This window comes from Streptomyces sp. AK010, assembly GCF_014207295.1.
Taxonomy (GTDB): domain Bacteria; phylum Actinomycetota; class Actinomycetes; order Streptomycetales; family Streptomycetaceae; genus Streptomyces; species Streptomyces massasporeus.
Genome location: NZ_JACHCX010000005.1, coordinates 167,939 through 194,642, shown reverse-complemented (window position 1 = coordinate 194,642; position 26,704 = coordinate 167,939). Strand labels below are relative to the sequence as shown.

Genomic DNA, 26,704 nt, shown 5'->3' with positions numbered 1-26,704 from the left:
CCACGGGACCCTGCCGGAGTCAGCCCTGCAGCTCGTGCGCGTACGGCGGCTCCGCCCCGGCCCGAGAGCAGGTCACCGCCGCCGCACGGGCCGCGAAGCCCAGCAGTTCCGTCCAGCCCGCGGATCCCAGTCCGGTGAGTGCGCGGGCGCTGAGGGCGTCGCGCTCCGCGAGCCCGTGCAGCAGGGCCGCGTTGACGGTGTCGCCCGCGCCGATCGTGTCCACGACCTCCACGCCCTCGCCCGGCACCGCGTACTCGCCGCCGTCGGCGGTGAAAGCGGTCAGCCCGTCGCCGCCCCGGGTGATCACGACCGCCGCCGGACCGGCCGACAGCCACTCCTTGGGCGTGCCGCCCAGCCACGCGGCGTCCTCCTCGGACAGCTTCAGCAGCGTCACCGACGGCAGCCAGCTCTTGAACCGCGCCCGGTAGGCGTCCGCGTCCGGGATCAGGCCGGCCCTGATGTTCGGGTCCAGCGCGGTGAACACGCCCTGCGCGGCCGCCCGGCGCATCAGCTCCTCGTACGCGCTCGCCCCGGGCTCCAGCACCAGCGAGCAGGTACCGAAGGAGATCGCCCGGGTATCGGGCGGCAGCGTGGAGGGCGCCGCGAACAGCCGGTCCGCCGTCCCGTCGACGTAGAAGGAGTACGCCGCCGAGCCGTCCGCGCCGACCGTGGCGACGGCGAGGGTCGTGGGCTCGGAGCCGCGCTGCACCGAGGCCACGTCGACCCCGGTCTCCCGCAACCGGTCCAGCAGGGCCTCCCCGAAGGCGTCCACCGACACCCGGGAGCAGAAGGCGGCGGGGGAGCCGAGGCGGCCCAGCGCCACGGCCGTGTTGAACGGGCCGCCGCCGAGCGCCGGCTGCAGCGCCGCGAGGGCACCCGTGCCCTGCGGCACCAGGTCGATCAGTGCCTCACCGGCGACGACGATCATGACGGGGTTCCTTCCTCGGACGGGCTGGTACAGCCGCACGACGTGCGGTGGACGAAGGTGCAGGGCAGACGCACGGTCCGAGCGGCCCGGTCCGGCTCGGCGAGACGCTCCAGGAGCACGCCAACGGCCCGCGCGCCGATGTCCCTGCCGGGCTGGGCGATCGCGGTGAGCCGGGGCGAGAACAGATCCGCCCACGCGAAGTCGTCGAAGCAGCACAGTGCGATGTCGCCCGGCACGGACAGGCCGTGCGCGCTCAGGGCGCGCAGCACCCCGATGGTCATGGCGTTGTTGCCGGTGACGAGTGCGGTGGGCGGCACGCCCAGGGACAGCAGGGCCTCGGTGGCCTGCTCGGCGCCGGTCGATTCCGAGTCGCCGTGCACCAGCAGCCGCTCGTCGTACGCCAGCCCCGCGAAGGCCAGACCGCTGCGGTAGCCGGTGATCCGCTCGCTGGTGGTACTGAGCCCCGGCCGCCCGGCCACCAGCCCGATCCGCCGGTGACCGAGCCCGGCGAGATGGGTGACCAGCCGGGACATCGGTTCGGCGTTGTCGGCGCACACCTGGTCGAACCGCGGACCGCAGTCCGCCTCCGGCTCGTCCACCAGCCGGTCCAGGAACACGGCCGGCACGTCGTGCCGCTCGAGGTAGGCGAGCAGGTCACGCGGATCGGCGGAGGGGGCGACGATCATGCCGTCCACGCGGCGCTCGTGCAGCAGCTGGACGACCTTGCGCTCGTGCCCCGGGTCGTCGTGCGGATCGGCGATCAGCAGGCTGTAGCCCGCCGCCAGCGCGGCGGCCTCCACGCCCTGGAGGATCTCCGTGAAGTACGGGTTGCTGATCGCCGACACCGCCAGCCCGATGGAACGGGTGCGGGCCGTCACCAGGGAACGGGCCAGCGTGTTCGTCGTGTAGCCGAGCTCCTCCACGGCGTCCAGGACCGCCTGGCGGGTGTGCGGCAGCACCGGCCGGGTGCCGTTCAGCACATGCGAGACCGTCGCCACGGAGACACCGGCGCTCCGCGCGACGTCGGCCATGGTCGCCATGCCGTTCCCCGCCTCCTCCATCAGGTCCAGGCGGGGAACGTACCGCATCCTGCGACGGACGTAAACGATTGCGCAAACGTTTACGTCCGCGCGTCCAGACACTGGGCAGCCGTCCGGACACCGGGCAGCAGGACGGACACCGGGCAGCTGTCCAGACACCGGGCAGCAGGACGGACGCCGGGCGGTAGGACGGACGCCGGGCAGCAGGCCGGACGCCGGGCAGCAGGCCGGACGCCGGGCAGCAGGCCGGACACCCCGGGCAGCGGCACGAACAGCCGGCCGCCGCCCGGCGAGCCCCTACTCCCAGTCCCAGCCGATCCCCAGGAACCCCGCCCGGAGCCGCGGCTCGACCAGATGCACCGACCGGTGCCGTCCGCTCAGCGCCAGGTCCTGGCAGCCGCTGCGCGGCGCCGCCGCCGAGTGCTGGGTGAAGCGGTGGCAGCGCACCGGCACGGCCACCGCGTCGAAGCACACCTGGAGGGCGTACTGACCGCCGGGGGAGTCGAAGCCGCGCACGTACTCGCGTGACACACCCGCCGTGCCGTCCTCGACGCCGTAGCGGAACAGGAAGGTGTCCCCGGCCCGCAGCCGGGTGTCGAAGAGCAGCTCGGCAGCGAGCACGCCCGTGTCACGGTGCCAACGGACGCGTCCGGTACGGCAGTTCTCCAGGGCGTGCACCCGCATCAGCTCCGGCGTGGCTCCCCGGTCGCCGTGGTGGACGGCCACGAAGCGGTCGATGCCGTCCCGGTGGGCGCGCACGATGTGGTGCGACTCGCGCTCGGCCAGCTCGCGCCGCGCGCCGATCCGCAGCCGTTCGTGGTGGCCGAGGGTGTGCAGGCCCCCGTCCGGCGGGCAGTCCAGCTCGGCCAGCAACTGGTCCAGGACCCCGGAGGCCTCGACGAGGGAGCGGTAGGAGCGGGCGGCGGACCGCAGCCCGGACGGGCTCTCCCCGGACTCGGCGAGCAGCCGGATCAGCGACTCCTCGGGAAGCTCCAGGATCTCCTCCAGCGCGCGCACGGCCCGCAGCGACTCGGGGCGCTGCGGGCGCCGGGCCCCCTGCTGCCAGTAACTCAGGCTCGTGACGCCGACCTTCACACCGTGGCGGGACAGATGGTGCTGCACGCGCTGCAGGGGCAGTCCGCGGGCGGCGATCGCGGCCCGCAGGGCGACGTGGAAGGGGCCGCCTCGCAGGGCCGAGTCCAGTTCCGCGGTGGCGACGTCCGCGTGCTGTGTGGCGTGCGGCATGCAGGGGCCTCTCTCTGAGTCGGCAACGGCTGGTCAGACCGTTCGCGCGGGGCCGTCACAGAGGCGCAGGGCAGCTCTTCACATCCGTACGCCGTCGTTCAGGGCCCCGAGTTCCCCCGCATTGAAGCGTGTTGACCTGGTCCCGACAACACCTGATGCCGGACAGTGACGTACACACTCCCGGCCGGTTCCGTCCGGACATGCGAACGCCCGGGGCGTGCGCCCCGGGCGTTCGCAGTCGACCTGTGCTTCTAGGAGCGGTCGCTTCCACCCTGTTCCTTCAGGGCCAGGCGCTTGGCCCGCGCGATGTCGGGATCGCGCGGGTCCAGGGCGTCGCGCAGCGCCAACGGCTCGTCCGTGTACCTGCGGGCACGGACCGCCCGCCGGGTTTTCTCGATCCGCATCTGCTTCATGTGCGCAGCCCTCCGACCCGTGGCCCGCCCGCCCCCAGGGGGAACGACGGTCCGCACCGACAACCTGTGCCTGCACCCGGGACGGGCCCCGCCCGCCGGACGTCGCCGTGTCCCGTGGGTGAGCCACATTCCCGCTCCCGGGGGGCCGTAACCCCTGGGCGGGACATGCCGTTGGAAACTGCCTCCCGGCGGGGCCGTGATCGCGGCCCGCGGCCGCGCCGGAGTGTCGGTGCTCGCCAGTAGGGTGTGAGACATGGCCGACCCCTCCAGCTACCGCCCCAAACCGGGTGAGATCCCCGACTCGCCGGGGGTCTACAGGTTCCGTGACGAGCACCGCCGGGTGATCTACGTCGGAAAGGCGAAAAGCCTGCGCCAGCGCCTGGCGAACTACTTCCAGGACCTGGCGGGCCTGCACCCGCGCACCCGCTCCATGGTGACCACGGCGGCGTCCGTGGAGTGGACGGTGGTGTCCACGGAGGTCGAGGCGCTCCAGCTGGAGTACTCGTGGATCAAGGAGTACGACCCCCGGTTCAACGTCAAGTACCGCGACGACAAGAGCTACCCGTACCTCGCGGTGACGATGAACGAGGAGTACCCGCGCGTGCAGGTGATGCGCGGTCACAAGAAGAAGGGCGTCCGGTACTTCGGGCCGTACGCGCACGCGTGGGCGATCCGCGACACCGTCGACCTGCTGCTGCGCGTCTTCCCTGTACGCACCTGCTCGGCCGGCGTGTTCAAGAACGCGGCCCGCACCGGCCGCCCCTGCCTCCTCGGCTACATCGGCAAGTGCTCGGCCCCCTGCGTGGACCGCGTCTCCGCCGAGGAGCACCGCGAACTGGCCGACGAGTTCTGCGACTTCATGACCGGCCGGACCAACACCTACATCCGCCGGCTGGAGAAGCAGATGGCGGAAGCGGCCGACGAGATGGAGTACGAGCGCGCGGCCCGGCTGCGCGACGACATCGGCGCCCTGAAGAAGGCCATGGAGAAGAACGCGGTCGTGCTCGCCGATGCGACCGACGCCGACCTGATCGCGGTCGCCGAGGACGAGCTGGAGGCGGCCGTCCAGATCTTCCACGTACGCGGCGGACGCGTGCGCGGCCAGCGCGGCTGGGTCACCGACAAGGTGGAGGAGATCACCACCGGCGCCCTCGTCGAGCACGCCCTGCAGCAGCTGTACGGGGAGGAGACGGGCGACGCCGTCCCCAAGGAGGTCCTGGTCCCGGCGCTGCCCGACCCCGTCGAGCCGGTCCAGGAGTGGCTCGCCGGGCGGCGCGGCTCCGGTGTCTCCCTGCGTATCCCGCAGCGCGGCGACAAGAAGGCCCTCATGGAGACCGTGGAGCGCAACGCCCAGCAGGCGCTCGTGCTGCACAAGACCAAGCGCGCCTCCGACCTGACCACGCGCTCGCGCGCCCTGGAGGAGATCGCCGACGCCCTCGACCTGGACAGCGCCCCGCTCAGGATCGAGTGCTACGACATCTCCCACCTCCAGGGCGACGACGTCGTGGCCTCCATGGTCGTCTTCGAGGACGGGCTCGCCCGCAAGAGCGAGTACCGCCGCTTCCAGATCAAGGGCTTCGCCGGCCAGGACGACGTCCGCTCCATGCACGAGGTGATCACCCGCCGCTTCCGTCGCTATCTCGCGGAGAAGGAGAAGACGGGGGAGTGGACCGACGGCGAGAGCGCCGAGACCCCTGAGAGCGCCGAGACACCCGAGATCGACAGGAACGGTGACATCGTCGGGACCGGCCCCACCGAGGACGACGGCCGCCCCAAGAAGTTCGCCTACCCGCCCCAGCTCGTGGTCGTCGACGGCGGCGCCCCGCAGGTCGCGGCCGCCCGGCGCGCCCTGGACGAGCTCGGCATCGACGACATCGCCGTGTGCGGCCTCGCCAAGCGCCTCGAGGAGGTCTGGCTGCCCGGCGACGACGACCCGGTGGTCCTGCCCCGCACCAGCGAGGGCCTGTACCTGCTCCAGCGCGTCCGTGACGAGGCCCACAGGTTCGCGATCACCTACCAGCGCGCGAAGCGGTCCAAGCGCTTCCGCTCCAGCCCCCTGGACGACGTCCCCGGCCTCGGGGACACGCGCAAGCAGGCACTTCTGAAGCACTTCGGTTCGTTGAAGAAACTGCGATCCGCCACGATCGACCAGATCTGCGAGGTCCCCGGCATAGGCCGCAAGACGGCCGAGACGATCGCCGTGGCCCTCGCCCGCTCGGCCCCGGCCGCACCCGCCGTCAACACGGCGACTGGAGAGATCATGGAAGAGGAACCGGGCACCATGGGTTCCAGTGGGGAGCCCGTGGCAGCGGGCGCCCCGGACGAACGACGGGGGCAGGAGACATGAATGTGAACGAGCACCACGGGCAACAAGAGCAAGCCGGAGACGGAGCACACGTGAGTACGGGCACGCCCAACGACAAGGCCCAGGTCCCGGACGCGGCCATCCCCGAGCTGGTGATCATCTCCGGCATGTCCGGGGCGGGCCGCTCGACGGCCGCGAAGTGCCTGGAGGACCTCGGCTGGTTCGTCGTGGACAACCTGCCACCCGCGCTGATCCCCACCATGGTGGAGCTCGGCGCCCGCTCCCAGGGCAACGTGGCGAGGATCGCCGTCGTCGTCGACGTCCGCGGCCGCCGCTTCTTCGACAACCTCCGCGAGTCCCTCGCCGACCTGGAGGCGAAGAACGTCACACGGCGGATCGTCTTCCTGGAGTCCTCCGACGAGGCCCTGGTCCGCCGCTTCGAGTCGGTGCGCCGCCCGCACCCCCTCCAGGGCGACGGCCGCATCGTCGACGGCATCGCCGCCGAGCGCGAGCTGCTGCGCGAGCTGCGCGGCGACGCCGACCTGGTGATCGACACCTCCAGCCTGAACGTGCACGAGCTGCGCGCCAAGATGGACGCCCAGTTCGCAGGCGAGGAGGAGCCGGAGCTGCGGGCCACGGTCATGTCGTTCGGCTACAAGTACGGCCTGCCGGTCGACGCCGACCTCGTCGTCGACTGCCGCTTCCTGCCGAACCCGCACTGGGTCCCGGAGCTGCGCCCGTTCACCGGCCTCAACGACGAGGTCTCCGGGTACGTCTTCAACCAGCCCGGCGCCAAGGAGTTCCTGGACCGCTATACGGAGCTCCTCCAGCTCGTCGCCACCGGCTACCGCCGCGAGGGCAAGCGCTACGTGACCATCGCCGTGGGCTGCACGGGCGGCAAGCACCGCTCCGTCGCCATGTCGGAGAAGCTCGCCGCCCGGCTCGCCGCCGAGGGCGTGGAGACGGTGGTCGTACACCGGGACATGGGACGCGAATGACACGACGTACACCGCGGCTGAGCCGGCTGCGCCGGGTGGTGCCCGACGGCAACGGCGGGAAGGGCGCCCCCGGCGGCAAGGGCGGCCGGCCCGCCGAGGCCCGGGGCGGCAAACCGCGCCGCCGGGGCACCCAGCCCAAGGTCGTCGCCCTCGGCGGCGGCATGGGCCTGTCCGCCTCGCTCGCCGCGCTGCGCCGGATCACCGGCGACCTCACCGCCGTCGTCACCGTGGCCGACGACGGCGGCTCCAGCGGCCGGCTGCGCGACGAGCTGGGCGTGCTGCCGCCCGGCGACCTGCGCAAGGCGCTGGCCGCCCTGTGCGGTGACGACGACTGGGGCCAGACCTGGGCCCGGGTCATCCAGCACCGCTTCCAGTCCCAGGGCGACCTGCACGAACACGCGGTCGGCAACCTGCTGATCGTCGCCCTCTGGGAGCAGCTCGGCGACCACGTGCAGGCCCTCGACCTGGTCGGACGCCTGCTCGGCGCCCAGGGTCGCGTGCTGCCCATGTCCGCCGTGCCGCTGGAGCTGCAGGCCCTGGTCAAGGGGCACGACCCGGAGCGCCCGGAGGAGGTCGACACGGTCCGCGGCCAGGCGACCGTCGCCCTCACCCCGGGTGAGGTGCAGTCCGTACATGTCGTGCCGAACGACCCGCCGGCCGTGCCCGAGGCGGTCGAGGCCGTCCTGGACGCGGACTGGGTGGTGCTCGGCCCCGGCTCCTGGTTCTCCTCGGTCATCCCGCACCTGCTGGTGCCCGAGCTGCTGGACGCGCTCACGCAGACGAGGGCCCGCCGGGTACTCTCCCTGAACCTCGCGCCGCAGCCCGGAGAAACCGAGGGCTTCTCCCCGCAGCGTCATTTGGAGGTTTTGGGACGACACGCCCCTAAACTCGCCCTGGACGTGGTGCTGGCCGACGAGGCCGCCGTGCCCGACCGTGACTCCCTGACCGATGCCGCCAAGCGGTTCGGGGCCGCGGTCGAGCTGGCGCCGGTGGCCAGACCCGACGGAACCCCGAGGCACGACCCGGAGCTGTTGGCCGCCGCGTACGACCGTATTTTTCGGATGCATGGAAGGATCGGCCCATGGCGATGACGGCAGCGGTGAAGGATGAGATCTCCCGGCTCCCCGTCACCCGGACCTGCTGCAGAAAGGCGGAGGTCTCCGCCATTCTGCGGTTCGCCGGCGGCCTTCACCTGGTGAGCGGTCGGATCGTGATCGAGGCGGAGCTGGACACCGCGATGGCGGCCCGCCGTCTCAAGCGGGACATCCTGGAGATCTTCGGCCACAGCTCCGAGCTGATCGTGATGGCTCCGGGCGGGCTGCGGCGAGGCTCGCGCTACGTGGTGCGCGTGGTGGCGGGCGGCGACCAGCTCGCCCGCCAGACCGGCCTGGTCGACGGGCGGGGCCGCCCGATCCGCGGCCTGCCCCCGCAGGTGGTCTCGGGGGCCACCTGCGACGCCGAGGCCGCCTGGCGTGGCGCGTTCCTGGCGCACGGCTCGCTCACCGAGCCCGGCCGCTCCTCCTCCCTGGAGGTGACCTGCCCGGGCCCCGAGGCGGCGCTCGCCCTGGTCGGTGCCGCCCGCCGGCTGTCGATCGCCGCGAAGGCCCGCGAGGTGCGTGGCGTGGACCGGGTCGTCGTCCGGGACGGTGACGCGATCGGCGCGCTGCTGACGCGCCTCGGCGCGCACGAGTCGGTGCTGGCCTGGGAGGAGCGCCGGATGCGCCGTGAGGTGCGCGCCACAGCGAACCGGCTGGCCAACTTCGACGATGCCAACCTGCGCCGCTCGGCCCGCGCGGCCGTCGCCGCCGGTGCCCGGGTGCAGCGAGCCCTGGAGATCCTCGCCGACGACGTGCCCGAGCACCTCGCCGCGGCCGGCCGGCTGCGCATGGAGCACAAGCAGGCCTCCCTGGAGGAGCTGGGCGCGCTCGCCGACCCGCCGCTGACCAAGGACGCCGTCGCCGGCCGGATCCGTCGCCTGCTGGCCATGGCCGACAAGCGCGCCTCCGACCTCGGCATCCCGGGCACGGAGGCCAACCTCAGCGACGAGCTGGCCGACAACCTGGTTGGCTGATCCCACACGACGTCAGAAAGCCCGTGCCGGAGCCCACTTGGGTGACCGGCACCGGCTTTTGCGTGTCGCAGAGGCACCCTTGACTCGATCATGGTCTGTCATGAGCCTGGCATCTGTTCGCTGCTGTGGCGGACCCACGCAAGGGGGGTTCATGAGACGAAGAGCGAGATCGATCCTCGCTGTCGGCGCGCTCCTGATCGGCGGAGCGAGCCTCGCGCCCATCGCCCAGGCGCAACCGGTCAGTTCGACCCCGTCCGACCCGGACGAAGTCAAGGTCTTCCGCGCCGAGGTCACCCAGAAACAGGTACCCCTGCTGCTGGCGGCCGGCCAGGACGGCCACGAACTGAGTGAGCGGGTGCCCGAGAGGGGCACCGCGACCGTCGAGGTCTACCTGACGGACCAGCAGGCGAAGAAGCTGGAGAAGCAGGGCGTCGGCCTCACCGAGCACGAACTCTCCACCCGGGCCGAGGCCCGCGTCGAGGACGCCGCCGAGGGCGTGTTCCGCCCGTACAGCGGCAAGGGGGGCCTGCGGGAGGAACTCCTGCGCACCGCCCAGGAGAACCCGGACCTCACCAAGGTCGTCTCCATCGGCAAGACCGTCAAGGGCCAGGACATCCTCGCGCTGAAGCTCACCAAGGGCGCGAAGAGAGCGAAGGACGGCTCCAAGCCCTCCGTCCTCTACATGTCCAACCAGCACGCGCGCGAGTGGATCACGCCGGAGATGACCCGGCGCCTGATGCACCACTACCTCGACAACTACAAGAAGGACCGGCGCGTCAAGAAGATCGTCGACTCCACCGAACTGTGGTTCCTGCTGTCGGCCAACCCCGACGGCTACGACTACACCTTCGCGGATCCGGCCAACCGCCAGTGGCGCAAGAACCTGCGGGACGTCAACGGCGACGGCACCATCACCACCGGCGACGGCGTCGACCTCAACCGCAACTTCGCCTACAAGTGGGGCTACGACGACGAGGGCTCGTCCCCCAACCCCACCAGCCAGACCTACCGCGGCGCTGGCCCGAACTCCGAGCCGGAGACCCAGGCCCTGGACGCCTTCCAGAAGCGCATCGGCTTCACGTACGGCATCAACTACCACTCCGCCGCCGAACTCATCCTTTACGGAGTCGGCTGGCAGGTGGCCACGCACACTCCCGACGACGTCCTGTACGAGGCGCTCGCCGGCACGCCCGACAACCCCGCGATCCCGGGCTACCACCCGCAGCTCTCCTCCGAGCTGTACACCACCAACGGTGAGGCCGACGGCCACGCGGCGAACGTCAACGGCCTGGCGATGTTCACCCCAGAGATGTCGACGTGCCAGACCGCCTCGGACCTGGACCCGAACGACGCGTGGAAGGCGTCCGACTGCCAGTCGGTCTTCACCTTCCCGGACGACGAGAAGCTGATCCAGCAGGAGTTCGCCAAGAACGTCCCGTTCGCGCTCTCCGTCGCCGAGTCCGCCGCCCACCCCGACCGGCCGTCCTCGTCGGTCGGCCTGAGCGCCGCCGACTTCACTCCGGCCGCGTTCGGCACGTCGTACTCCCGCGGCGCCGACCAGGAGGTCTCCGTCGTCGTCCGCAAGTCGGTGCGCGACAAGGAGCTCAAGTACCGCGTCAACGGCGGCCGCACCCTCGACATGGCGCTCAAGCCCTGGAAGGGCGGCGAGACCTACGGCGGTGAGGACAACCTCTACTTCGACGAGTACCGGGCGAAGGTCAAGGACGGCGAGCCGGGCGACAAGGTCGAGGTGTGGTTCACCGGCGAGGCGAAGAACGGCAAGAAGCTCTCCAGCCAGCGCTTCACCTACACCGTCGCCGAGCGGCCCCGGGCGAACACCCTCGTCGTCGCCGAGGAGGGCGCGACCACCACGCAGGCGCAGACGTACGTGGACGCCCTCATGGCGAGCGGACGCAAGGCGATCGTCTGGGACGTCGCCCAGCAGGGCGCGCCGGACGCGCTCGGCGTGCTGAGCCACTTCGACACCGTCGTCCACTACACGGGCGCGAGCGTCCCGGGCGTCGCCACCCAGCTCCAGCTGCGGGCCTTCCTCAACGAGGGCGGCCGGCTGATCGAGGCCGGTGAGCAGGCCGGGGGCAACGTCGACCTCGGCGGCGGCGCGCTGTCGAACGACTTCAGCCAGTACTACCTGGGCGCCTACACCCGCACCGCCACCACCGGGGCCACCGGCTTCACCGGCTCCGGCGAGCTCGGCGGCGTCACCGGCCCGCTGGGCGCGGCCCCCGGCAACCCGCTGGACAAGGCCGGCACCTACAGCGTCACCTCGGACGAACTGGGGACCGACGACTTCCCGCAGTTCGCGAGCAAGGGCGCCGGGCAGTTCGCCGGCACGGTCAACCCGTACGGCCCGTTCGCGGGCTCCGCGATGGCCGCCGCCGTCCACACCGACGACGCCTACAAGCGCCTCACCCGCACCGTGGACCTCACCGGCACCACCGCGGCCGAGCAGCCGACCCTACGCACCCAGCTGCTCTGGGACACCGAGTCCGGTTACGACCACGCCATCGTCGAGGCCCGCACCCCGGGCGCCGACGACTGGACGACCCTCCCCGAGGCGGGAGGCGCCACCAAGAGCGCGGTGCCGACGGAGTGCGAGGGCGGCTTCTACGTCAACGAGCACCCCTGGCTGAAGCACTACCTGACCGTGGCGGACGACGGCTGCACCGCGACCGGCACCACTGGCACCTGGAACAGCCTCACCGGCGCCTCCAACGGCTGGCAGCAGGTGAACTTCGACCTGAGCGCCTACGCCGGCAAGACGGTCGAGATCTCGATCAGCTACGTCACCGACCCGGGCAGCGGCGGGCACGGCGTCCTCGCCGACGACGCCTCGCTCGTCGTCGGCGGCACGGCCAGGGAGACCGAGGGCTTCGAGACCTCGCTCGGCGCCTGGAAGGTCGCCGGACCGCCCGAGGGGAGCCCGGCCGTGCTCAAGGACTGGGCCCGCACCGGCGCCCTGTTCCAGACATACGGCGCGGTCACCACGGACGACACCGTGCTGCTGGGCTTCGGCCTGGAGCACGTCACCGCACCGGCCGCCCGGACAGCGCTGATGAGGAAGGCGCTCGCTTCCCTCGACGGGTGACGTCCCAGGTCAACGGGACACACCATGGGTAGCCAGTTCAAGTGATCCTGCTCTCTGCGGTGGGCGGTCCGTACCCCTACTGGCGGGTACGGACCGCCCTGCCGTGTATGGGGCATCTGGATGTCACCACCGGAGCTCCAGGGAGGTAGGGTCGTAGGCGGTCGGGGACATCCCAAACAGAGCTCGCCGGCACTTCATGGCCGGCGTACCAACGAGGAGATCGGTTCGTGACGATCCGCGTAGGCATCAACGGCTTCGGCCGCATCGGTCGTAACTACTTCCGCGCGCTCCTGGAGCAGGGTGCAGACATCGAGATCGTGGCTGTCAACGACCTGGGTGACACCGCGACCACCGCTCACCTGCTGAAGTACGACACGATCCTGGGCCGCCTCAAGCAGGAGGTCACCCACACCGCCGACACGATCACCGTCGGCGGCAAGACGATCAAGGTCCTGGCCGAGCGCAACCCCGCCGACATCCCGTGGGGCGAGCTGGGCGTCGACATCGTCATCGAGTCGACCGGCATCTTCACCAAGAAGGCCGACGCCGAGAAGCACATCGCCGGTGGCGCGAAGAAGGTCCTCATCTCGGCTCCGGCCAAGGACGAGGACGTCACCATCGTGATGGGCGTCAACCAGGACAAGTACGACCCGGCGAAGCACCACGTCATCTCCAACGCCTCCTGCACCACCAACTGTGTGGCGCCGATGGCCAAGGTCCTCGACGAGAACTTCGGCATCGTCAAGGGCCTGATGACGACGGTGCACGCGTACACCAACGACCAGCGCATCCTGGACTTCCCGCACAAGGACCTGCGTCGCGCGCGTGCCGCCGCCGAGAACATCATTCCGACCACCACGGGTGCCGCCAAGGCCACCGCGCTGGTCCTGCCGCAGCTCAAGGGCAAGCTGGACGGCATCGCCATGCGCGTCCCGGTCCCGACCGGCTCGGTCACCGACCTGGTTCTCGAGCTGTCCCGCGAGGTCACCAAGGAAGAGGTCAACGCCGCCTTCCAGAAGGCCGCGGAGGGCGAGCTCAAGGGTATCCTCGAGTACACCGAGGACCCGATCGTCTCCTCCGACATCGTGAACGCCCCGGCGTCCTGCACCTTCGACTCCTCCCTGACCATGGTCCAGGAAGGCAAGAGCGTGAAGGTCATCGGCTGGTACGACAACGAGTGGGGCTACTCCAACCGCCTCGTGGACCTTACGGTCTTCGTCGGCAACCAGCTCTGATCAACCCAGTAGGCACGTCCATGTGAGAGCAGGGCTCGGGCGGCGCGAGGGCGCGCCGTCCGAGCCCTGACTCACGTACAGATCAGAGCTGTTCGATCACGAGCGCTTACGACCGATCACGAGCTCTTTCAGGAGTCCCCTCATGAAGACGATCGACGAACTCCTCACCGAAGGGGTCACGGGCAAGCGGGTCTTCGTCCGCGCCGATCTGAACGTGCCGCTGGACGGCACGCGCATCACCGACGACGGCCGTATCCGCGCCGTGCTGCCCACGGTCAAGGCCCTCGCCGACGCGGGCGCCCGGGTCGTCGTCGCCTCCCACCTGGGCCGCCCCAAGGGCGCCCCGGACCCGGCCTTCTCCCTCGCCCCGGCCGCCGCGCGCCTCGGTGAACTCCTCGGGTCGGACGTGGCCTTCGCGACCGACACGGTCGGCGACTCCGCCCGGACCACCGTCGCCGGCCTCGCCGACGGCCAGGTCGCGGTCGTGGAGAACCTGCGCTTCAACGCCGGTGAGACGAGCAAGGACGACGCCGAGCGCAGCGCCTTCGCCGACCAGCTCGCCGCCCTCGCGGACGTCTACGTCGGCGACGGCTTCGGCGCGGTGCACCGCAAGCACGCCTCGGTCTTCGACCTCCCGGCCCGCCTGCCGCACTACGCCGGCTACCTCATCGCCACCGAGGTCGGCGTCCTGAGGAAGCTCACCGACGACGTCAAGCGGCCCTACGCCGTCGTCCTCGGCGGCGCCAAGGTGTCCGACAAGCTCGCCGTCATCGACCAGCTGCTCGGCAAGGCCGACCGGCTGCTCATCGGCGGCGGCATGGTCTTCACCTTCCTCAAGGCCAAGGGCCACGAGATCGGCTCGTCCCTGGTCCAGGAGGACCAGCTCCCGGTCGTCCTGGAGTACATCGAGCGCGCCGAGAAGAACGGCGTCGAGCTGGTCCTGCCGGTGGACGTCGTGGTCGCGCCGGAGTTCCCGGACCTCAAGACCAAGGCCCCGGGCCGGCCCAGCACCGTGGCCGCGGACGCCATGCCGGCCGGGCAGATGGGCCTGGACATCGGCCCGGAGTCCCGCAAGCTGTACGCATCGAAGATCGTCGACGCCGCCACCGTCTTCTGGAACGGCCCCATGGGCGTCTTCGAGCACCCCGATTTCGCCGAGGGCACCAAGGCGGTCGCCCAGGCCCTACTCGACTCCCAGGCCTTCACGGTGGTCGGCGGTGGCGACTCCGCCGCGGCCGTCCGCATCCTGGGCTTCGACGAGAACGCATTCGGCCACATCTCGACCGGTGGCGGCGCCTCCCTCGAATACCTCGAGGGCAAGACGCTCCCCGGCCTCGCCGCACTGGAGGACTGACCCTTTATGGCTCCATCTAATCTTTCTGGGCGCACGCCGCTGATGGCGGGCAACTGGAAGATGAACCTCAACCACCTCGAGGCCATCGCGCACGTCCAGAAGCTCGCCTTCGCCCTGGCCGACAAGGACTATGAGGCCGTCGAGGTCGCCGTCCTGCCGCCCTTCACCGACCTGCGCTCCGTGCAGACCCTGGTCGACGGCGACAAGCTCAAGATCAAGTACGGCGCCCAGGACATCTCGGCGCACGACAGCGGTGCCTTCACCGGCGAGATCTCCGGCCCCATGCTGGCCAAGCTGAAGTGCACGTACGTCGCCATCGGCCACAGCGAGCGCCGGCAGTACCACGCCGAGACCGACGAGCTGGTGAACGCCAAGGTCAAGGCCGCCTACAAGCACGGCCTGACCCCGATCCTGTGCGTCGGCGAGGAACTGGAGGTCCGCGAGGCGGGCAACCACGTCTCCCACACCCTCGCGCAGGTCGAGGGCGGTCTGAAGGACCTCCCCGCCGAGCAGGCCGAGACCGTCGTGATCGCCTACGAGCCCGTCTGGGCCATCGGCACCGGCAAGGTCTGCGGCGCCGAGGACGCCCAGGAGGTCTGCGCGGCGATCCGCGGCAAGATCGCCGAGCTGTACTCGCAGGACCTGGCCGACAAGGTCCGCATCCAGTACGGCGGCTCGGTCAAGGCCGGCAACGTCGCGGAGATCATGGCCCAGGCCGACATCGACGGCGCCCTGGTCGGCGGCGCCTCGCTGGACGCCGACGAGTTCGTCAAGATCGTGCGCTTCCGCGACCAGTGAGTATGCGCTAGCGGCGATCCGTCGTACCCTTGCGGGGTCCAGCTCTGTGCTGGGCCCCGCGTCGTCCATCCGAATCCGAGGAAGTTGGTCCAGCCGTGGTTTTGGGGTTCTCGATCGCCCTGATCGTCTTCAGCCTGCTGCTGATGCTGCTGGTGCTGATGCACAAGGGGAAGGGCGGCGGTCTCTCCGACATGTTCGGTGGCGGCATGCAGTCCTCCGTCGGCGGCTCCTCGGTCGCCGAGCGCAACCTCGACCGGATCACCGTCGTGATCGGTCTGGGATGGTTCGCGTGCATTGTCGTGCTCGGCATCCTGATGAAGGTGAACAACTGACCGAGCCGCAATCCGCCCGGAACTCGTACGTAGGGCCCCATGTTCGGTACGCGCAGCTGAGCGCGGCCTATCATGGGGCATGCGTCTAGGTGTGAGGGTTGTAACTCCAATCACTGGACGCGCGTTGGGCCTTACGTAGACTGAGGCGCTCGCAGCGAAGCGGAACGCCGACTCGCTTCGCGGCACCATCACGCAGGGAGTTACGACCGTGGCAAGTGGCAACGCGATCCGGGGAAGCCGGGTCGGGGCGGGGCCGATGGGCGAGGCCGAGCGCGGCGAGTCCGCGCCGCGGCTGCGCATCTCCTTCTGGTGCTCCAACGGACACGAGACCCAGCCGAGCTTCGCCAGCGACGCGCAGGTGCCCGATACCTGGGACTGTCCCCGCTGCGGCTTTCCGGCAGGCCAGGACCGGGACAACCCCCCGGATCCGCCGCGCACCGAGCCCTACAAGACGCACCTGGCGTATGTGCGGGAGCGGCGCAGCGACGCCGACGGCGAGGCGATCCTCGCCGAGGCGCTCGCCAAACTGCGGGGCGAGATCTAGAAGTCGAGACCGGCCGGGCACCAGCAGGTGCCCGGCCGGAGCTGCTCTCGCGGACCGATTGTCAGTGGTGCCCTCTACGGTTTGTGCATCGGACGAACCATGAGGGGGAGCTGTGGCGACGGGCGAGGTGGGCGGGGGAACCTCCCTGCTCGAAAAGCTGGGGGGAGTCCGCGCGCCCGCGTGGCGCGGGGAGTTCGGGCGGCTGTGGAGCGCCGCCGTCCTGTCCAGCTTCGGTGACGCCCTGCGAACGGCGGCACTGCCCCTGCTGGCCGTCACGCTGACCGACGATCCGCTGCTCATCGCCTCCGTCACGGCCTGCGGCTATCTGCCCTGGATCGTCTTCGGCCTGCTCGGCGGGGCCGTCGCCGACCGGGTGGACCAGCGGCGGGCCATGTGGATGGTGGACGCGTTGCGCGGGCTGCTGGTCGCCGCCTTCGCGGTGGCCGTCGCCCTCGGCCATGCCTCGATCGCCCTGCTGATCGTGCTGGCCTTCGCGCTGACGACCCTCCAGACCCTCTTCGACAACGCAGCCACCGCGCTGCTGCCCGCCCTGGTCGACCGGGACGCGCTGGGCAGTGCCAACGCCCGGCTGCTGACCGGCCAGCGCATCGCGGGTGGCCTGTTGGGCGGACCGGTCGTGCCGCTGCTGCTGGCCGCCGGGGTGGCGGTGCCGTTCGCGGCGGACGCGGTGACCTTCCTGGTGGCCGCCGCGCTCATCGCCACGCTCCCGGCTGCCGAGCCGGACCGTGAACCGCGGCCGGCGGGCAGCACCCTGCGGCGGGAGATCGCCGAGGGGCTGCGCGTCCTGACCCGCGACAAGGCCCTGCGCGGACTGTGCACCGCCACCGCCCTGTGCAACATCGGCATGGGCGCCCTCGTCGCCACGCTCGTGATCCTGGTGACCGGCTGGCTCGACGCGGGCAACGCCGGATACGCGGCGGGGATGACCGCGTACACGGTCGGCAGCCTGGCCGGGGGAGCGGCGGGCGGCCGACTCGTCACCCGTTTCGGACGGATGCGCCTGGTGCTCGCCGCCGGGACGGCGCAGACCGCCGCCCTCCTCGTCATGGGCTCGGTGCGCAGCATCGTCGCGCTGGTGGCCGCCCTGGCCGTCTTCGGGTTCATGGGGATGGTGTGGAACGTCAACACCACGACGCTGATGCAGCAGCGCAGCCCCGTCGAGCTGCTGGGCCGCGTGAGCTCCGCCTTCCGGACGCTCGCGGTCGCGGGCGCCCCCCTGGGAGCGCTGCTGGGCGGAGCCGTCGCCGGGGCCTGGGGGGAGAACACCCCCGCGCTGCTCGCGGCCGCCTTCTCCGTCCTGTCCGTCACCGCGCTGATACCCGCGCGCCGGTCGGACGTACCTGTTGTTGCGCCGGTCGACGGCGCGACGACAGGCCACGGCAACCGCTGATCAATTAGGTTGGACCGGCAGCGGGGCAGGTACGCAGCAGCACAGGCAGGCAAGGAAGAAGGCTGAAGTCCCAGATGAACGCAGACGGCCGTACCAGGATCAACCAGACGCCCGAGTGGACGGCACTGGCCAAGCACCGTGAGGAGCTGGGTGAAGTCCGGCTGCGCGAGCTGTTCGCCGCCGACTCCGGCCGCGGCGCCGCGTACACCCTCCGGGTCGGCGACCTGTACGTCGACTACTCCAAGCACCTCGTCACCGACGACACCCTGCGGCTGCTGCGTGAACTGGCCGCCGCCACCGACGTCTTCGGGCTCCGGGACGCCATGTTCCGAGGCGAGAAGATCAACACCACCGAGGACCGGGCCGTGCTGCACACGGCGCTGCGCGCCCCGCGGGACGCGGTGATCGAGGTCAACGGTGAGAACGTGGTGCCGGATGTGCACGCCGTGCTCGACAAGATGGCCGCCTTCGCCGACCGGGTGCGTTCGGGCGAGTGGACCGGCCACACCGGAAAGCGGATCCGGAACATCGTCAACGTCGGCATCGGCGGCTCCGACCTCGGCCCCGCGATGGCGTACGAAGTGCTGCGGGCCTTCACCGACCGCTCGCTGACGGTGCGTTTCGTGTCGAACGTGGACGGCGCCGACCTGCACGAGGCGGTACGGGACCTGGACCCCGCGGAGACGCTGTTCGTCATCGCCTCCAAGACCTTCACCACCATCGAGACGGTCACCAACGCCACGTCCGCGCGTTCCTGGCTGCTGGACGCCCTCGCCGACGAATCCGCTGTCGCCAAGCACTTCGTCGCGTTGTCGACGAACGCCGAGAAGGTCGCCGAGTTCGGCATCGACACGGCCAACATGTTCGAGTTCTGGGACTGGGTCGGCGGCCGCTACTCGTACGACTCGGCGATCGGCCTGTCCCTGATGATCGCGATCGGCCCGGACCGTTTCCGGGAGATGCTCGACGGCTTCCGCATCGTCGACGAGCACTTCCGGACCGCGCCCGCCGAGGCCAACGCCCCGCTGCTGCTGGGCCTGCTGGGCATCTGGTACGGCAACTTCCACGACGCCCAGTCGCACGCGGTGCTGCCCTACAGCCACTACCTGTCCAAGTTCACCGCCTACCTCCAGCAGCTCGACATGGAGTCCAACGGCAAGTCGGTGGACCGCGGCGGGAAGCCGGTGGAGTGGCAGACCGGGCCGGTGGTGTGGGGCACGCCCGGCACCAACGGGCAGCACGCCTACTACCAGTTGATCCACCAGGGCACCAAGCTCATCCCGGCGGACTTCATCGGCTTCGCCCGGCCGGTCGGCGAGTTGAGCGAGCAGCTGAAGGCGCAGCACGACCTGCTGATGGCCAACTTCTTCGCGCAGACGCAGGCACTCGCCTTCGGCAAGACGCCCGAGGAGGTGCGGGCCGAGGGCGCGCCCGAGGAGCTGGTGCCGCACAAGACGTTCCAGGGCAACCACCCGACGACCACGATCCTCGCGCCCGAGCTGACGCCGTCCGTCCTCGGTCAGCTGGTCGCCCTCTACGAGCACAAGGTGTTCGTGCAGGGCGCCGTCTGGAACATCGATTCCTTCGACCAGTGGGGCGTCGAGCTGGGCAAGGTCCTCGCCAAGCGCGTCGAGCCCGCGCTGACCGAGGGCGCCGAGGTCGAGGGCCTGGACGCCTCCACCAAGGCGCTGGTCGCCGTGTACCGGGAGCTGCGCGGCCGGTAGCCACGGGCGCCGGACGGGAGGCGGGCGGCAGCGCGCCGTCCGCTTCCCGTAGACTCCGGGCGATCATCGCGGCGAGTGCTCGGGGGAGCGCGAAGTGGCACGCACACGCGGAAGTTGGACCGGTGACACGCTGACGGCCCGGTCTCTGCTCAAACCACAGGACGTGGCGCGGGCGGTGTTCCACCCCGCCTGGATCCCGCAGCCGCTCGACCCGTCCCCGTACCACCCGCAGTACCCCTACGGAGGCTGATCCCCGGGCCGTACCCGGCGTCAGGCCACCGCGCTCAGCGTGTCCGCAAGGCGCCGCCGGGCCGCCCGGGCCGCGGGGACGGCGGCCAGCGCGGCCGCGCAGAGCACCGCTGCCACTCCGAGCAGCACCATCAAGGCCGCGGAGGGGCCCTGCGCGATGCCCGCCCCGATGCCGCTGGACCGGCCCTGGGCGTCGATCAGCCACCGGGCGAGCGGCAGACCCAGGGCGGTGGCGGCGAGGACGGCCGCCAAAGCCGTGAGGCCGGTGGCCGTGACCGTGATCGCCGTGATCTGCCGGGGGGACAGCCCGATGGCCTTCAGGGCCAGCAGGTCCCGTTCGCTCTCGCGGACGGTGCCGCCGATCGCGGTCAGCAGCTCGATGAGCCCGATGAGGGCGAGCACGGCGATCAGCCAGGCGACGACGGCGCGCAGTGGCGAGAGCCCGTCGGCCGGGTTGGTCACCGTGTGCACGTCCAGGTGGCCGCTCCCGGCCTCGGCGAGCCGGGCGGCGACCTCGCGTGGGTCGGCGCCGGGGGCCAGGCGGAGTTCGTAGAGGGTCGGGCGGAGATCCGGGTCGTTCTCGCGGAGGGTGTCGAGGGACGTCGAGATGACCCGGCCGGCGTTCTCCGGCTCGATGCTGCGGCCCACGATGTGCAGGATCTGCGGCTGGTCCCCGACGGTCATCCGGACCCAGTCGCCGACGCGCACGTTCAGCAGGTCGAGGAACCCCTGCCCTGCCACGGCCTCGTCGGCGCCGCGGGCGGGGCGGCCCTCGGCGAGGGTGTACGGGTAGGGGTCCTGGTGGGTGCCGAGGCCGCGCAGCGCGATCGTCGCCGTCTGACTCGCACCCAGGGCGGCCGTCTCGACGCCCGGGTAGGCGGCGGCGACGTCGGGGTCGCGTTCCAGGAGGGAACGGGTCTGCTGCTCGCTCAGGCCAAAGTCGTCGGCGCGGACACTGAGCGTGGTGGGCAGGCCGATCCGCTCGGGCTCGCTGTGGAAGCGGTCGAGCGTGGTCCAGGCGCTCATCGCCACGACGATCAGCAGCAGCGGCAGCGTGAGGCGGGCGACCGTGGTCAAGGACCGGGGGCGGCGGGTGAACGCCTTGTGCCAGCCCAGCACGAGCGCGGGCGGAATCCGCACGCCGAGGGCCCGGCGCGCCACGCCGGACAGCCGTGCGCCCGAGGGTGCGGCGGGGCGCGGCACCGGCACCGGCGGCACGCGTCCGGCCCGCCAGGCGGCCAGCCCGGTGGTCGCGCCGATGAACAGCACCGCGGCGGCCGGGATCACGAGCAGCGCCACGGTGTGACCGGGCAGTCCCTGCCACACCCCGACCGCGTCCCCGAGCCGCCCCGGGATCCGGCTGCCCAGGGCCTCGGCGAGACCGGCGGCGGCCAGGGCACCGAGCAGGGCGTAGGCGAGGTGCTGGAGCAGGAAGATCCGGACCACCTGGCCGGGGGTGAAGCCGATGGCCTTCAGGACGGAGAGGTCCCGCAGGTGGCCGCGGACGCGGGTGCCGATCGCCCCGTGCACGGCGAACCCGGCCGCGACCAGCGCGCCCAGCCCGAACAGGCCCAGCACCTGCCCGAGCAGCCGGTTGTCGCCCTGCGCCTCGGCCCGTGCCTGCTGCCAGGTGGAGACCTCGCCGATCGCCCCGGAGCCCAGCACGGTCACCGCGCGCTGGACGACGTAGGACGTGTCGCCCGGATCCGTCAGCCGCAGCCCGATCACCTGGCCACCGGGGTCCGGCACCGCCGACGGCAGTGCCCACACCAGGCCCGGCTGCTCACCGGGCCGGTAGCGCGGCTCGGCGCTGTCGGCCAGGCCCACGACGGTCAGCTCGCGGGCGGTGCCGGGCACGGTGAGGGTGTCGCCGGGCTCGGTCAGCAGGGCGCGGGCGAGGCGGCTCTCCAGGACCACGCCGTTCGGGTTCGAGGGGTCCAGCCAGTGACCGGAGACGATCGGCGGACGGTCGGCGGAGGGCCGTTCCGGGGTGCCGCGCAGCTCTACGGCGGCGCGGCTGCCGCGCGAGGAGACGGTGGTGGCGGCGGTCGGGTAGGGGCCGGTGACGGAGTCCACGCCGGCCAGATCGGCCAGCTTCCCGGTGTCTGCCGCCTTGTCGGTGTGCAGCCACACATGGGCGCCGTGCGACTGCGTGAACACACGCTGCCAGGGGTTGGTCGCGTAACCGAACAGGGCCGTGGCCAGCAGCAGGGAGGCGACGATGCCCGCGGTGGCGAGGACGAGGAACAGGGCCTCGCCGCGGTGCGAGCGCAGATCGGAGTGCACCCAGCGCAGGGTGGCTCGCACGGGCATCAGCCCCTCGGCCCGCGGGTCACGCGGTCGTCGTGGACGCGTCTGTCGGCACGGTCGCGGACGTACAGGCCGGTGCAGCCGTCGTGGACGCGCATGTCAGTCCTTGAGTTCCAGCACGCCGGATATGCCGGAGCGGCGCGGCGGGGTGGTGCCGCCGTCGAGTTCCGCGTCGTCGGCGATCCGGCCGTCGAAGAAGCTGATCACCCGGTCCGCGGCGCTCGCCAGCCGGGCGTCGTGCGTGACCAGCACGATCGTCTGGCCGCGCTGGTGGAAGCGGGACAGCAGCCGCATCACCTCGCGGGTGCCCTTGCTGTCGAGGCTGCCGGCCGGCTCGTCGGCCAGCAGCAGCGGCGGATGGTTGACCAGGGCCCGGGCCAGCGCGACGCGCTGCTGCTCACCGCCGGACAGCTCGCCCGGCATGCTGCGCTCCTTGCCCGTCAGGCCCAGCTCGGCCAGCAGCGCCTCGCGCTCGGCGCGCGCCTGCTTCGGCGGGGTCCCGGCGAGCAGGGCGGGCAGCTCCACGTTGTCGGCGACGGACAGGTTCGAGACGAGGTTGAAGAACTGGAAGACGATCCCGATCCGCTTCCTGCGCTCCACCGCCCAGCGGGCCTCGCTGTAGGTGCCGGTGGACTCGCCGTCGAGCAGGATGTGGCCCGCGTCCGGACGCTGGAGCCCGCCGAGCAGATGCAGCAGCGTCGACTTGCCGGCGCCGGACGGGCCGGTGATCGCCACGAACTCGCCCTGCCGTACGCACAGGTCGACCCCACGCACGGCATGCGCCGGAGCACCCTCGCCGTGGTGGGTCTTCACCAGCCCCTCGGCGCACAGCACAGGAGCGGGACGGTTGTCGCTCACTCCAGCTCCTCCAGCTCTTCCTGGCACCGTTCCAGCCAGTCGAGGTCGGCCTGCAGGTGCAGCATCGCACCCTCGATCAGCAGATGGGCGATGCGGTTGTCGCGGTTCTCGGCGGCGGCCAGCTTCGACATCTGCCGCATGGTGTTCAGGTACTGGCGCCGCTGCTGGTTGATCAGCGTGATCTGTTCGGCGAGGCCGGTCTGCGGAGCGAGCGCCAGCTTCATGAAGAAATCGTCCCGTACCCGCGGCTCGTCCTCGGGCTCCTCGAACCAGGCGCGCAGCGCCTCCCGCCCGGCGTCGGTGAGGTGGTAGACCTTCTTGTTGGGCCGGCTGGACTGCGCCACGTCCTCGCCCTCGATCAGTCCCGACTTCTCGAGGCGGCCGAGGGTCACATAGATCTGCCCGACGTTCGGCTGAGGGTACGCGGAGCCCAGCAGTTGCTCAAGGTCCTGCTTGAGCTCGTAGCCGTGGGCGGGTCCGCGGGCGAGGAGTGCCAGGAGGGGCAGGCGCACGCGTGCAGTCCTCCTGTCTGGTCCAATGTGCTCCAGGCCCTAGTATCGCCCATACCTAACAGGTATACATGGCCTCTGTTCCGGGCAAGGGTGCCCAGCGCCGGTGTACAGGGAGGAACCTATGCGGTGGATCCATGCCGCGGGTAGGGGCCTCCTCGTTCTCGTCGTGGTCCTGACCGGCTACGTCGCCGCCGGAGCCCGGGCGGTAGAGCCCTCATGGAGCGGCCGCGGCCCCCTCACCCTGGCCACCGCGGGAGACCTCACCGGCTACCTCGGCCCCCTGCTCGAAGGCTGGAATCGTACCCATCCCGGCGAGAAGGTCACCCTCGTCGAGCTGCCGGACTCGGCCGACGAGACCCAGGCCCAGATGATCACCGACCTGCGCGACGGCGACCGCAGCCGGTTCGACGTGCTCAACATCGACGTCAACTGGACCTCGGAGTTCGCGGCGGCGGGCTGGATCAGACCGCTGCCCCGGGACCGCTTCCCCCTGAGGACCTTCCTCCAGCCGGTCGTGGACACGGCGACCTACGACGGGCAGCTCTACGCCGTCCCGTACGTCACCAACGCCGGCCTGCTCCTGTACCGCAAGGACGTCCTGGCCGAGGAGGGTGCCGCGCCGCCGCGCACCTGGGCGGAGCTGGAGCGGTACGCCAAGACCATCGCCCCGAAGCACGGCCTCGACGGCTACGCCGGACAGTTCCTGCCCTACGAGGGCCTCACGGTGAACGCCGCCGAGGCCGTCTACTCGGCGGGCGGCTCGATCCTCGGCGACGAGGGCGAACGCGTCACCGTCGACTCGGCGGCGGCCCGCGAGGGCATCGGGTTCCTGGCGCGCGGGGTGCGCGACGGCTGGATCCCCAGGGAAGCGCTGACCTACAAGGAAGAAGAGTCCAAACAGGCCTTCCAGGACGGCCGGCTGCTCTTCCTGCGGAACTGGCCGTACGCCTACGTAGGCGCCTCCGCCCCCGGTTCGAAGATCGCCGGGATGGTCGGCGCGGTCCCCCTGCCCGGGCCCGACGGTCCGGGAACCAGCGTCCTCGGCGGATCCAACCTGGCCGTCAGCGCGCACGCGCGGTACCCCGACTCGGCGGCCCGTCTGATCGCGTACCTCACCAGTGAGCGCGTCCAGCGCCAGGTCCTCACCCGCGGCGCGCTGCCGCCCGTGCGGGCCGATCTCTACCAGGACCCCGCGCTCATCCGCAGGTTCCCGTACCTGCCGACGCTGCGGACGAGCGTCCTCGCGGCCGAGCCGCGCCCCAAGAGCCCGCGCTACGACCAGGTCAGCCTCGTCGTGCAGGCGGTCGTGCACGACGCGATGGCCGGGCACCAGGCGCCCGCCGCAGCCATGCGCCGTCTGGCGCGCGAGCTCGCCGCCATCTCGCGCCGCTAGCCGCCCCGAGCCGCTCGCTCACCACCTCTCTAGTTGCTTGTTAGGTAACGCGGACATCTCGAAGTGCTGAACTTCGCCTGTTCTGTCCGGATTCAGCCACCTCAACCACTCGGTAGCTTCTGCCTTTTCATTGACACCTTCTCGACATGCCTACTTAACATGAATGCATAACCGCTGCCCTCCTCAGAGACAGGTCGATGGGTTGAACAGGCACCACTGGTGGCGTGACGCAGTGATCTACCAGGTGTACGTCCGCAGCTTCCTCGACAGCACCGGCGACGGCATCGGCGACCTCGCCGGCGTCCGGGCCGGACTGCCGTACCTCAAGAAGCTCGGCGTCGACGGGATCTGGCTGAGCCCCTTCTATCCCTCGCCGCAGCACGACCACGGCTACGACGTGGCCGACTACTGCGACGTCGACCCGCTCTTCGGCGACCTCGACGAGTTCGACCAACTGGTGGGGGCAGCGCGGCGGCTCGGCGTCAAGGTGCTGCTCGACATCGTCCCGAACCACTGCTCCAGCGAGCACCCCTGGTTCCGCGAGGCGCTCGCGGCGGCTCCCGGCAGCCCGGCCCGGGCCCGCTTCCACTTCGCCGACGGCCGCGGCCCCGGCGGCGACGAGCCGCCCAACAACTGGCACGCGATGTTCGGCGGCCCGGCGTGGAGCCGGGTGACCGAGGCGGACGGGCGGCCCGGCCAGTGGTACCTGCACATGTTCACGCCCGAGCAGCCCGACTGGAACTGGCGCAGCCCGGAGGTCGCAGCCGAGTTCGACCGGGTACTGCGCTTCTGGCTGGACCGGGGTGTCGACGGCTTCCGCATCGACGTCGCCGCCGGCCTCTACAAGCACCCCGAGCTGCCCGACTCCGACGACCCGGAGGCCGACGCCCGCACCCGCGACTCGGTCAACCCACTCGCCTGGAACCAGCCCGAGGTGCACGACGTGTGGCGCCGCTGGCGCTCCATATGCGAGGAGTACACCGAGCGCGACGGCGGCGAACGCCTCCTCGTCGGCGAGGTCTCCGTGCCGACCGCCCGCGAGCACGCGCAGTACGTCCGCTCCGACGAACTGCACCAGGCCTTCTTCTTCGACCTGCTGAGCGCCTCCTGGGACGCCGACGCCTTCCGGAAGGTCATCTCGGAGGCCATGCAGGACATCGCCGGGACCGGCTCGACCGTCACCTGGGTCCTCAACAACCACGACCAGGTCCGCACCGTCACCCGCTACGGCGAATCCGCCACCGAGGGCAGCGGCCTCGGCGCCGCCCGGGCCCGCGCCGCCGCGCTGCTCATGCTGGCCCTGCCCGGTGCCGCCTACATCTACCAGGGCGAGGAGCTGGGGCTGCCGGAGGTCGTGGACCTGCCCGACGACGTGCTCACCGACCCGATCTTCCGCCGCACCGGCAGCAGGGCCCGCATCCGCGACGGCTGCCGGGTCCCGCTGCCCTGGTCGGGCCAGGCCTCGCCGTTCGGCTTCACCCCGGGCGTGGAGAGCGCCAAGCCGTGGCTGCCGCAGCCGGAGTACTTCGCCGAGTACGCCACCGACCGCGCCCTCGCCGACACCCGCTCCTTCTGGCACCTGTACCGCGACGGCCTCCAACTGCGCGGCACCCTGCCCCAGCTGGGCGAGGGAACCCTGCGCTGGCTGGACGCCTCGCCCGGCGTCCTGGCCTTCGAACGCGGCGACCTGGTGTGCGCCGTCAACTTCGGCACGGCCCCCACCCCCGCGCCGGTCCCCGGCGCCCCCCTGCTCGCCAGCGGCCCCTGCCCGTCCGGAGTGCTCTCCGGCTCGACGGCCGCCTGGTGGATCCGTTCCTGAACACCCCGAAAGCGACCTCCGCGTAAGCGACATCCGCGCAAGCGAACCTCCGCAAGCGA

Annotated in this window: 22 protein-coding genes; 15 read left to right on the top strand and 7 right to left on the bottom strand. The window is 71.2% G+C overall.

Annotated features, from left to right (window positions below; genetic code table 11):
* Positions 1–19 precede the first annotated feature (19 nt).
* The 4 genes from HDC93_RS12000 to HDC93_RS11985 all read right to left on the bottom strand — a co-directional run bounded on the left by HDC93_RS12000 (position 20) and on the right by HDC93_RS11985 (position 3,626).
* Positions 20–928, bottom strand: a complete 909-nt coding sequence (locus HDC93_RS12000) for a carbohydrate kinase (protein ID WP_185009989.1) — start codon at positions 926–928, stop codon at positions 20–22.
* Positions 925–1,968 carry a LacI family DNA-binding transcriptional regulator gene (locus HDC93_RS11995; RefSeq protein ID WP_185010393.1) on the bottom strand — a complete coding sequence of 348 codons (1,044 nt, stop codon included), beginning with the start codon at positions 1,966–1,968 and terminating at the stop codon, positions 925–927. The genes HDC93_RS12000 and HDC93_RS11995 overlap by 4 nt, the downstream gene beginning before the upstream one ends.
* 297 nt (positions 1,969–2,265) lie before the next feature.
* Positions 2,266–3,213: a hypothetical protein gene (locus HDC93_RS11990; protein ID WP_185009988.1), complete on the bottom strand. Its 948-nt coding sequence runs from the start codon at positions 3,211–3,213 to the stop codon at positions 2,266–2,268.
* 251 nt (positions 3,214–3,464) lie between these two features.
* Positions 3,465–3,626 carry a hypothetical protein gene (locus tag HDC93_RS11985; RefSeq protein WP_185009987.1) on the bottom strand — a complete coding sequence of 54 codons (162 nt, stop codon included), beginning with the start codon at positions 3,624–3,626 and terminating at the stop codon, positions 3,465–3,467.
* A 253-nt stretch (positions 3,627–3,879) separates the two neighbouring features.
* Between HDC93_RS11985 and uvrC the strand changes: the two genes are divergently transcribed.
* The 13 genes from uvrC to HDC93_RS11920 all read left to right on the top strand — a co-directional run bounded on the left by uvrC (position 3,880) and on the right by HDC93_RS11920 (position 19,754).
* Positions 3,880–5,973 (top strand): excinuclease ABC subunit UvrC, encoded by a 2,094-nt coding sequence (uvrC, locus tag HDC93_RS11980; protein WP_185009986.1) that lies wholly within the window; start codon positions 3,880–3,882, stop codon positions 5,971–5,973.
* Positions 5,970–6,929 (top strand): RNase adapter RapZ, encoded by a 960-nt coding sequence (gene rapZ / locus HDC93_RS11975; RefSeq protein ID WP_185009985.1) that lies wholly within the window; start codon positions 5,970–5,972, stop codon positions 6,927–6,929. Before uvrC ends, rapZ begins: the two co-directional genes overlap by 4 nt.
* Positions 6,926–8,020: a uridine diphosphate-N-acetylglucosamine-binding protein YvcK gene (yvcK, locus tag HDC93_RS11970; protein ID WP_185009983.1), complete on the top strand. Its 1,095-nt coding sequence runs from the start codon at positions 6,926–6,928 to the stop codon at positions 8,018–8,020. The genes rapZ and yvcK overlap by 4 nt, the downstream gene beginning before the upstream one ends.
* Positions 8,011–9,000: a DNA-binding protein WhiA gene (gene whiA, locus HDC93_RS11965; protein ID WP_031143855.1), complete on the top strand. Its 990-nt coding sequence runs from the start codon at positions 8,011–8,013 to the stop codon at positions 8,998–9,000. The genes yvcK and whiA overlap by 10 nt, the downstream gene beginning before the upstream one ends.
* Before the next feature lie 151 nt (positions 9,001–9,151).
* Positions 9,152–12,106, top strand: a complete 2,955-nt coding sequence (locus HDC93_RS11960; protein ID WP_185009981.1) for a M14 family metallopeptidase — start codon at positions 9,152–9,154, stop codon at positions 12,104–12,106.
* A gap of 227 nt (positions 12,107–12,333) precedes the next feature.
* Positions 12,334–13,341 carry a type I glyceraldehyde-3-phosphate dehydrogenase gene (gene gap, locus HDC93_RS11955; protein ID WP_185009978.1) on the top strand — a complete coding sequence of 336 codons (1,008 nt, stop codon included), beginning with the start codon at positions 12,334–12,336 and terminating at the stop codon, positions 13,339–13,341.
* Between the two features lie 142 nt (positions 13,342–13,483).
* Positions 13,484–14,695, top strand: a complete 1,212-nt coding sequence (locus tag HDC93_RS11950) for a phosphoglycerate kinase (RefSeq protein ID WP_185009976.1) — start codon at positions 13,484–13,486, stop codon at positions 14,693–14,695.
* 6 nt (positions 14,696–14,701) lie between these two features.
* Positions 14,702–15,493, top strand: coding sequence for a triose-phosphate isomerase (gene tpiA / locus HDC93_RS11945; RefSeq protein WP_185009974.1), 792 nt, complete (start codon positions 14,702–14,704; stop codon positions 15,491–15,493).
* Between the two features lie 95 nt (positions 15,494–15,588).
* On the top strand, positions 15,589–15,825 hold the full coding sequence (gene secG, locus HDC93_RS11940; RefSeq protein ID WP_031108484.1) for a preprotein translocase subunit SecG: 237 nt from the start codon (positions 15,589–15,591) through the stop codon (positions 15,823–15,825).
* 208 nt (positions 15,826–16,033) lie between these two features.
* On the top strand, positions 16,034–16,369 hold the full coding sequence (locus HDC93_RS11935; RefSeq protein ID WP_003957010.1) for an RNA polymerase-binding protein RbpA: 336 nt from the start codon (positions 16,034–16,036) through the stop codon (positions 16,367–16,369).
* 112 nt (positions 16,370–16,481) lie between these two features.
* On the top strand, positions 16,482–17,780 hold the full coding sequence (locus tag HDC93_RS11930; protein ID WP_398984720.1) for an MFS transporter: 1,299 nt from the start codon (positions 16,482–16,484) through the stop codon (positions 17,778–17,780).
* 74 nt (positions 17,781–17,854) lie between these two features.
* Positions 17,855–19,504: a glucose-6-phosphate isomerase gene (pgi, locus tag HDC93_RS11925; protein WP_185009972.1), complete on the top strand. Its 1,650-nt coding sequence runs from the start codon at positions 17,855–17,857 to the stop codon at positions 19,502–19,504.
* A 94-nt stretch (positions 19,505–19,598) separates the two neighbouring features.
* Positions 19,599–19,754: a hypothetical protein gene (locus HDC93_RS11920; protein ID WP_185010438.1), complete on the top strand. Its 156-nt coding sequence runs from the start codon at positions 19,599–19,601 to the stop codon at positions 19,752–19,754.
* 20 nt (positions 19,755–19,774) lie between these two features.
* Here the strand turns inward: HDC93_RS11920 and HDC93_RS11915 are convergent, their stop codons facing one another.
* The 3 genes from HDC93_RS11915 to HDC93_RS11905 form a co-directional block, all read right to left on the bottom strand.
* Complete coding sequence (locus HDC93_RS11915) at positions 19,775–22,060, bottom strand: FtsX-like permease family protein (RefSeq protein WP_185010388.1); 2,286 nt, start codon at positions 22,058–22,060, stop codon at positions 19,775–19,777.
* Between the two features lie 102 nt (positions 22,061–22,162).
* Complete coding sequence (locus tag HDC93_RS11910; protein WP_185009970.1) at positions 22,163–22,921, bottom strand: ABC transporter ATP-binding protein; 759 nt, start codon at positions 22,919–22,921, stop codon at positions 22,163–22,165.
* Positions 22,918–23,433 carry a PadR family transcriptional regulator gene (locus tag HDC93_RS11905; RefSeq protein WP_185009968.1) on the bottom strand — a complete coding sequence of 172 codons (516 nt, stop codon included), beginning with the start codon at positions 23,431–23,433 and terminating at the stop codon, positions 22,918–22,920. The genes HDC93_RS11910 and HDC93_RS11905 overlap by 4 nt, the downstream gene beginning before the upstream one ends.
* Before the next feature lie 121 nt (positions 23,434–23,554).
* Between HDC93_RS11905 and HDC93_RS11900 the strand changes: the two genes are divergently transcribed.
* Both HDC93_RS11900 and HDC93_RS11895 read left to right on the top strand, forming a co-directional pair.
* Positions 23,555–24,826 (top strand): ABC transporter substrate-binding protein, encoded by a 1,272-nt coding sequence (locus HDC93_RS11900; protein WP_185009966.1) that lies wholly within the window; start codon positions 23,555–23,557, stop codon positions 24,824–24,826.
* A gap of 163 nt (positions 24,827–24,989) precedes the next feature.
* Positions 24,990–26,645, top strand: coding sequence for a glycoside hydrolase family 13 protein (locus tag HDC93_RS11895; RefSeq protein ID WP_185009964.1), 1,656 nt, complete (start codon positions 24,990–24,992; stop codon positions 26,643–26,645).
* The last annotated feature ends 59 nt before the right edge of the window (positions 26,646–26,704 follow it).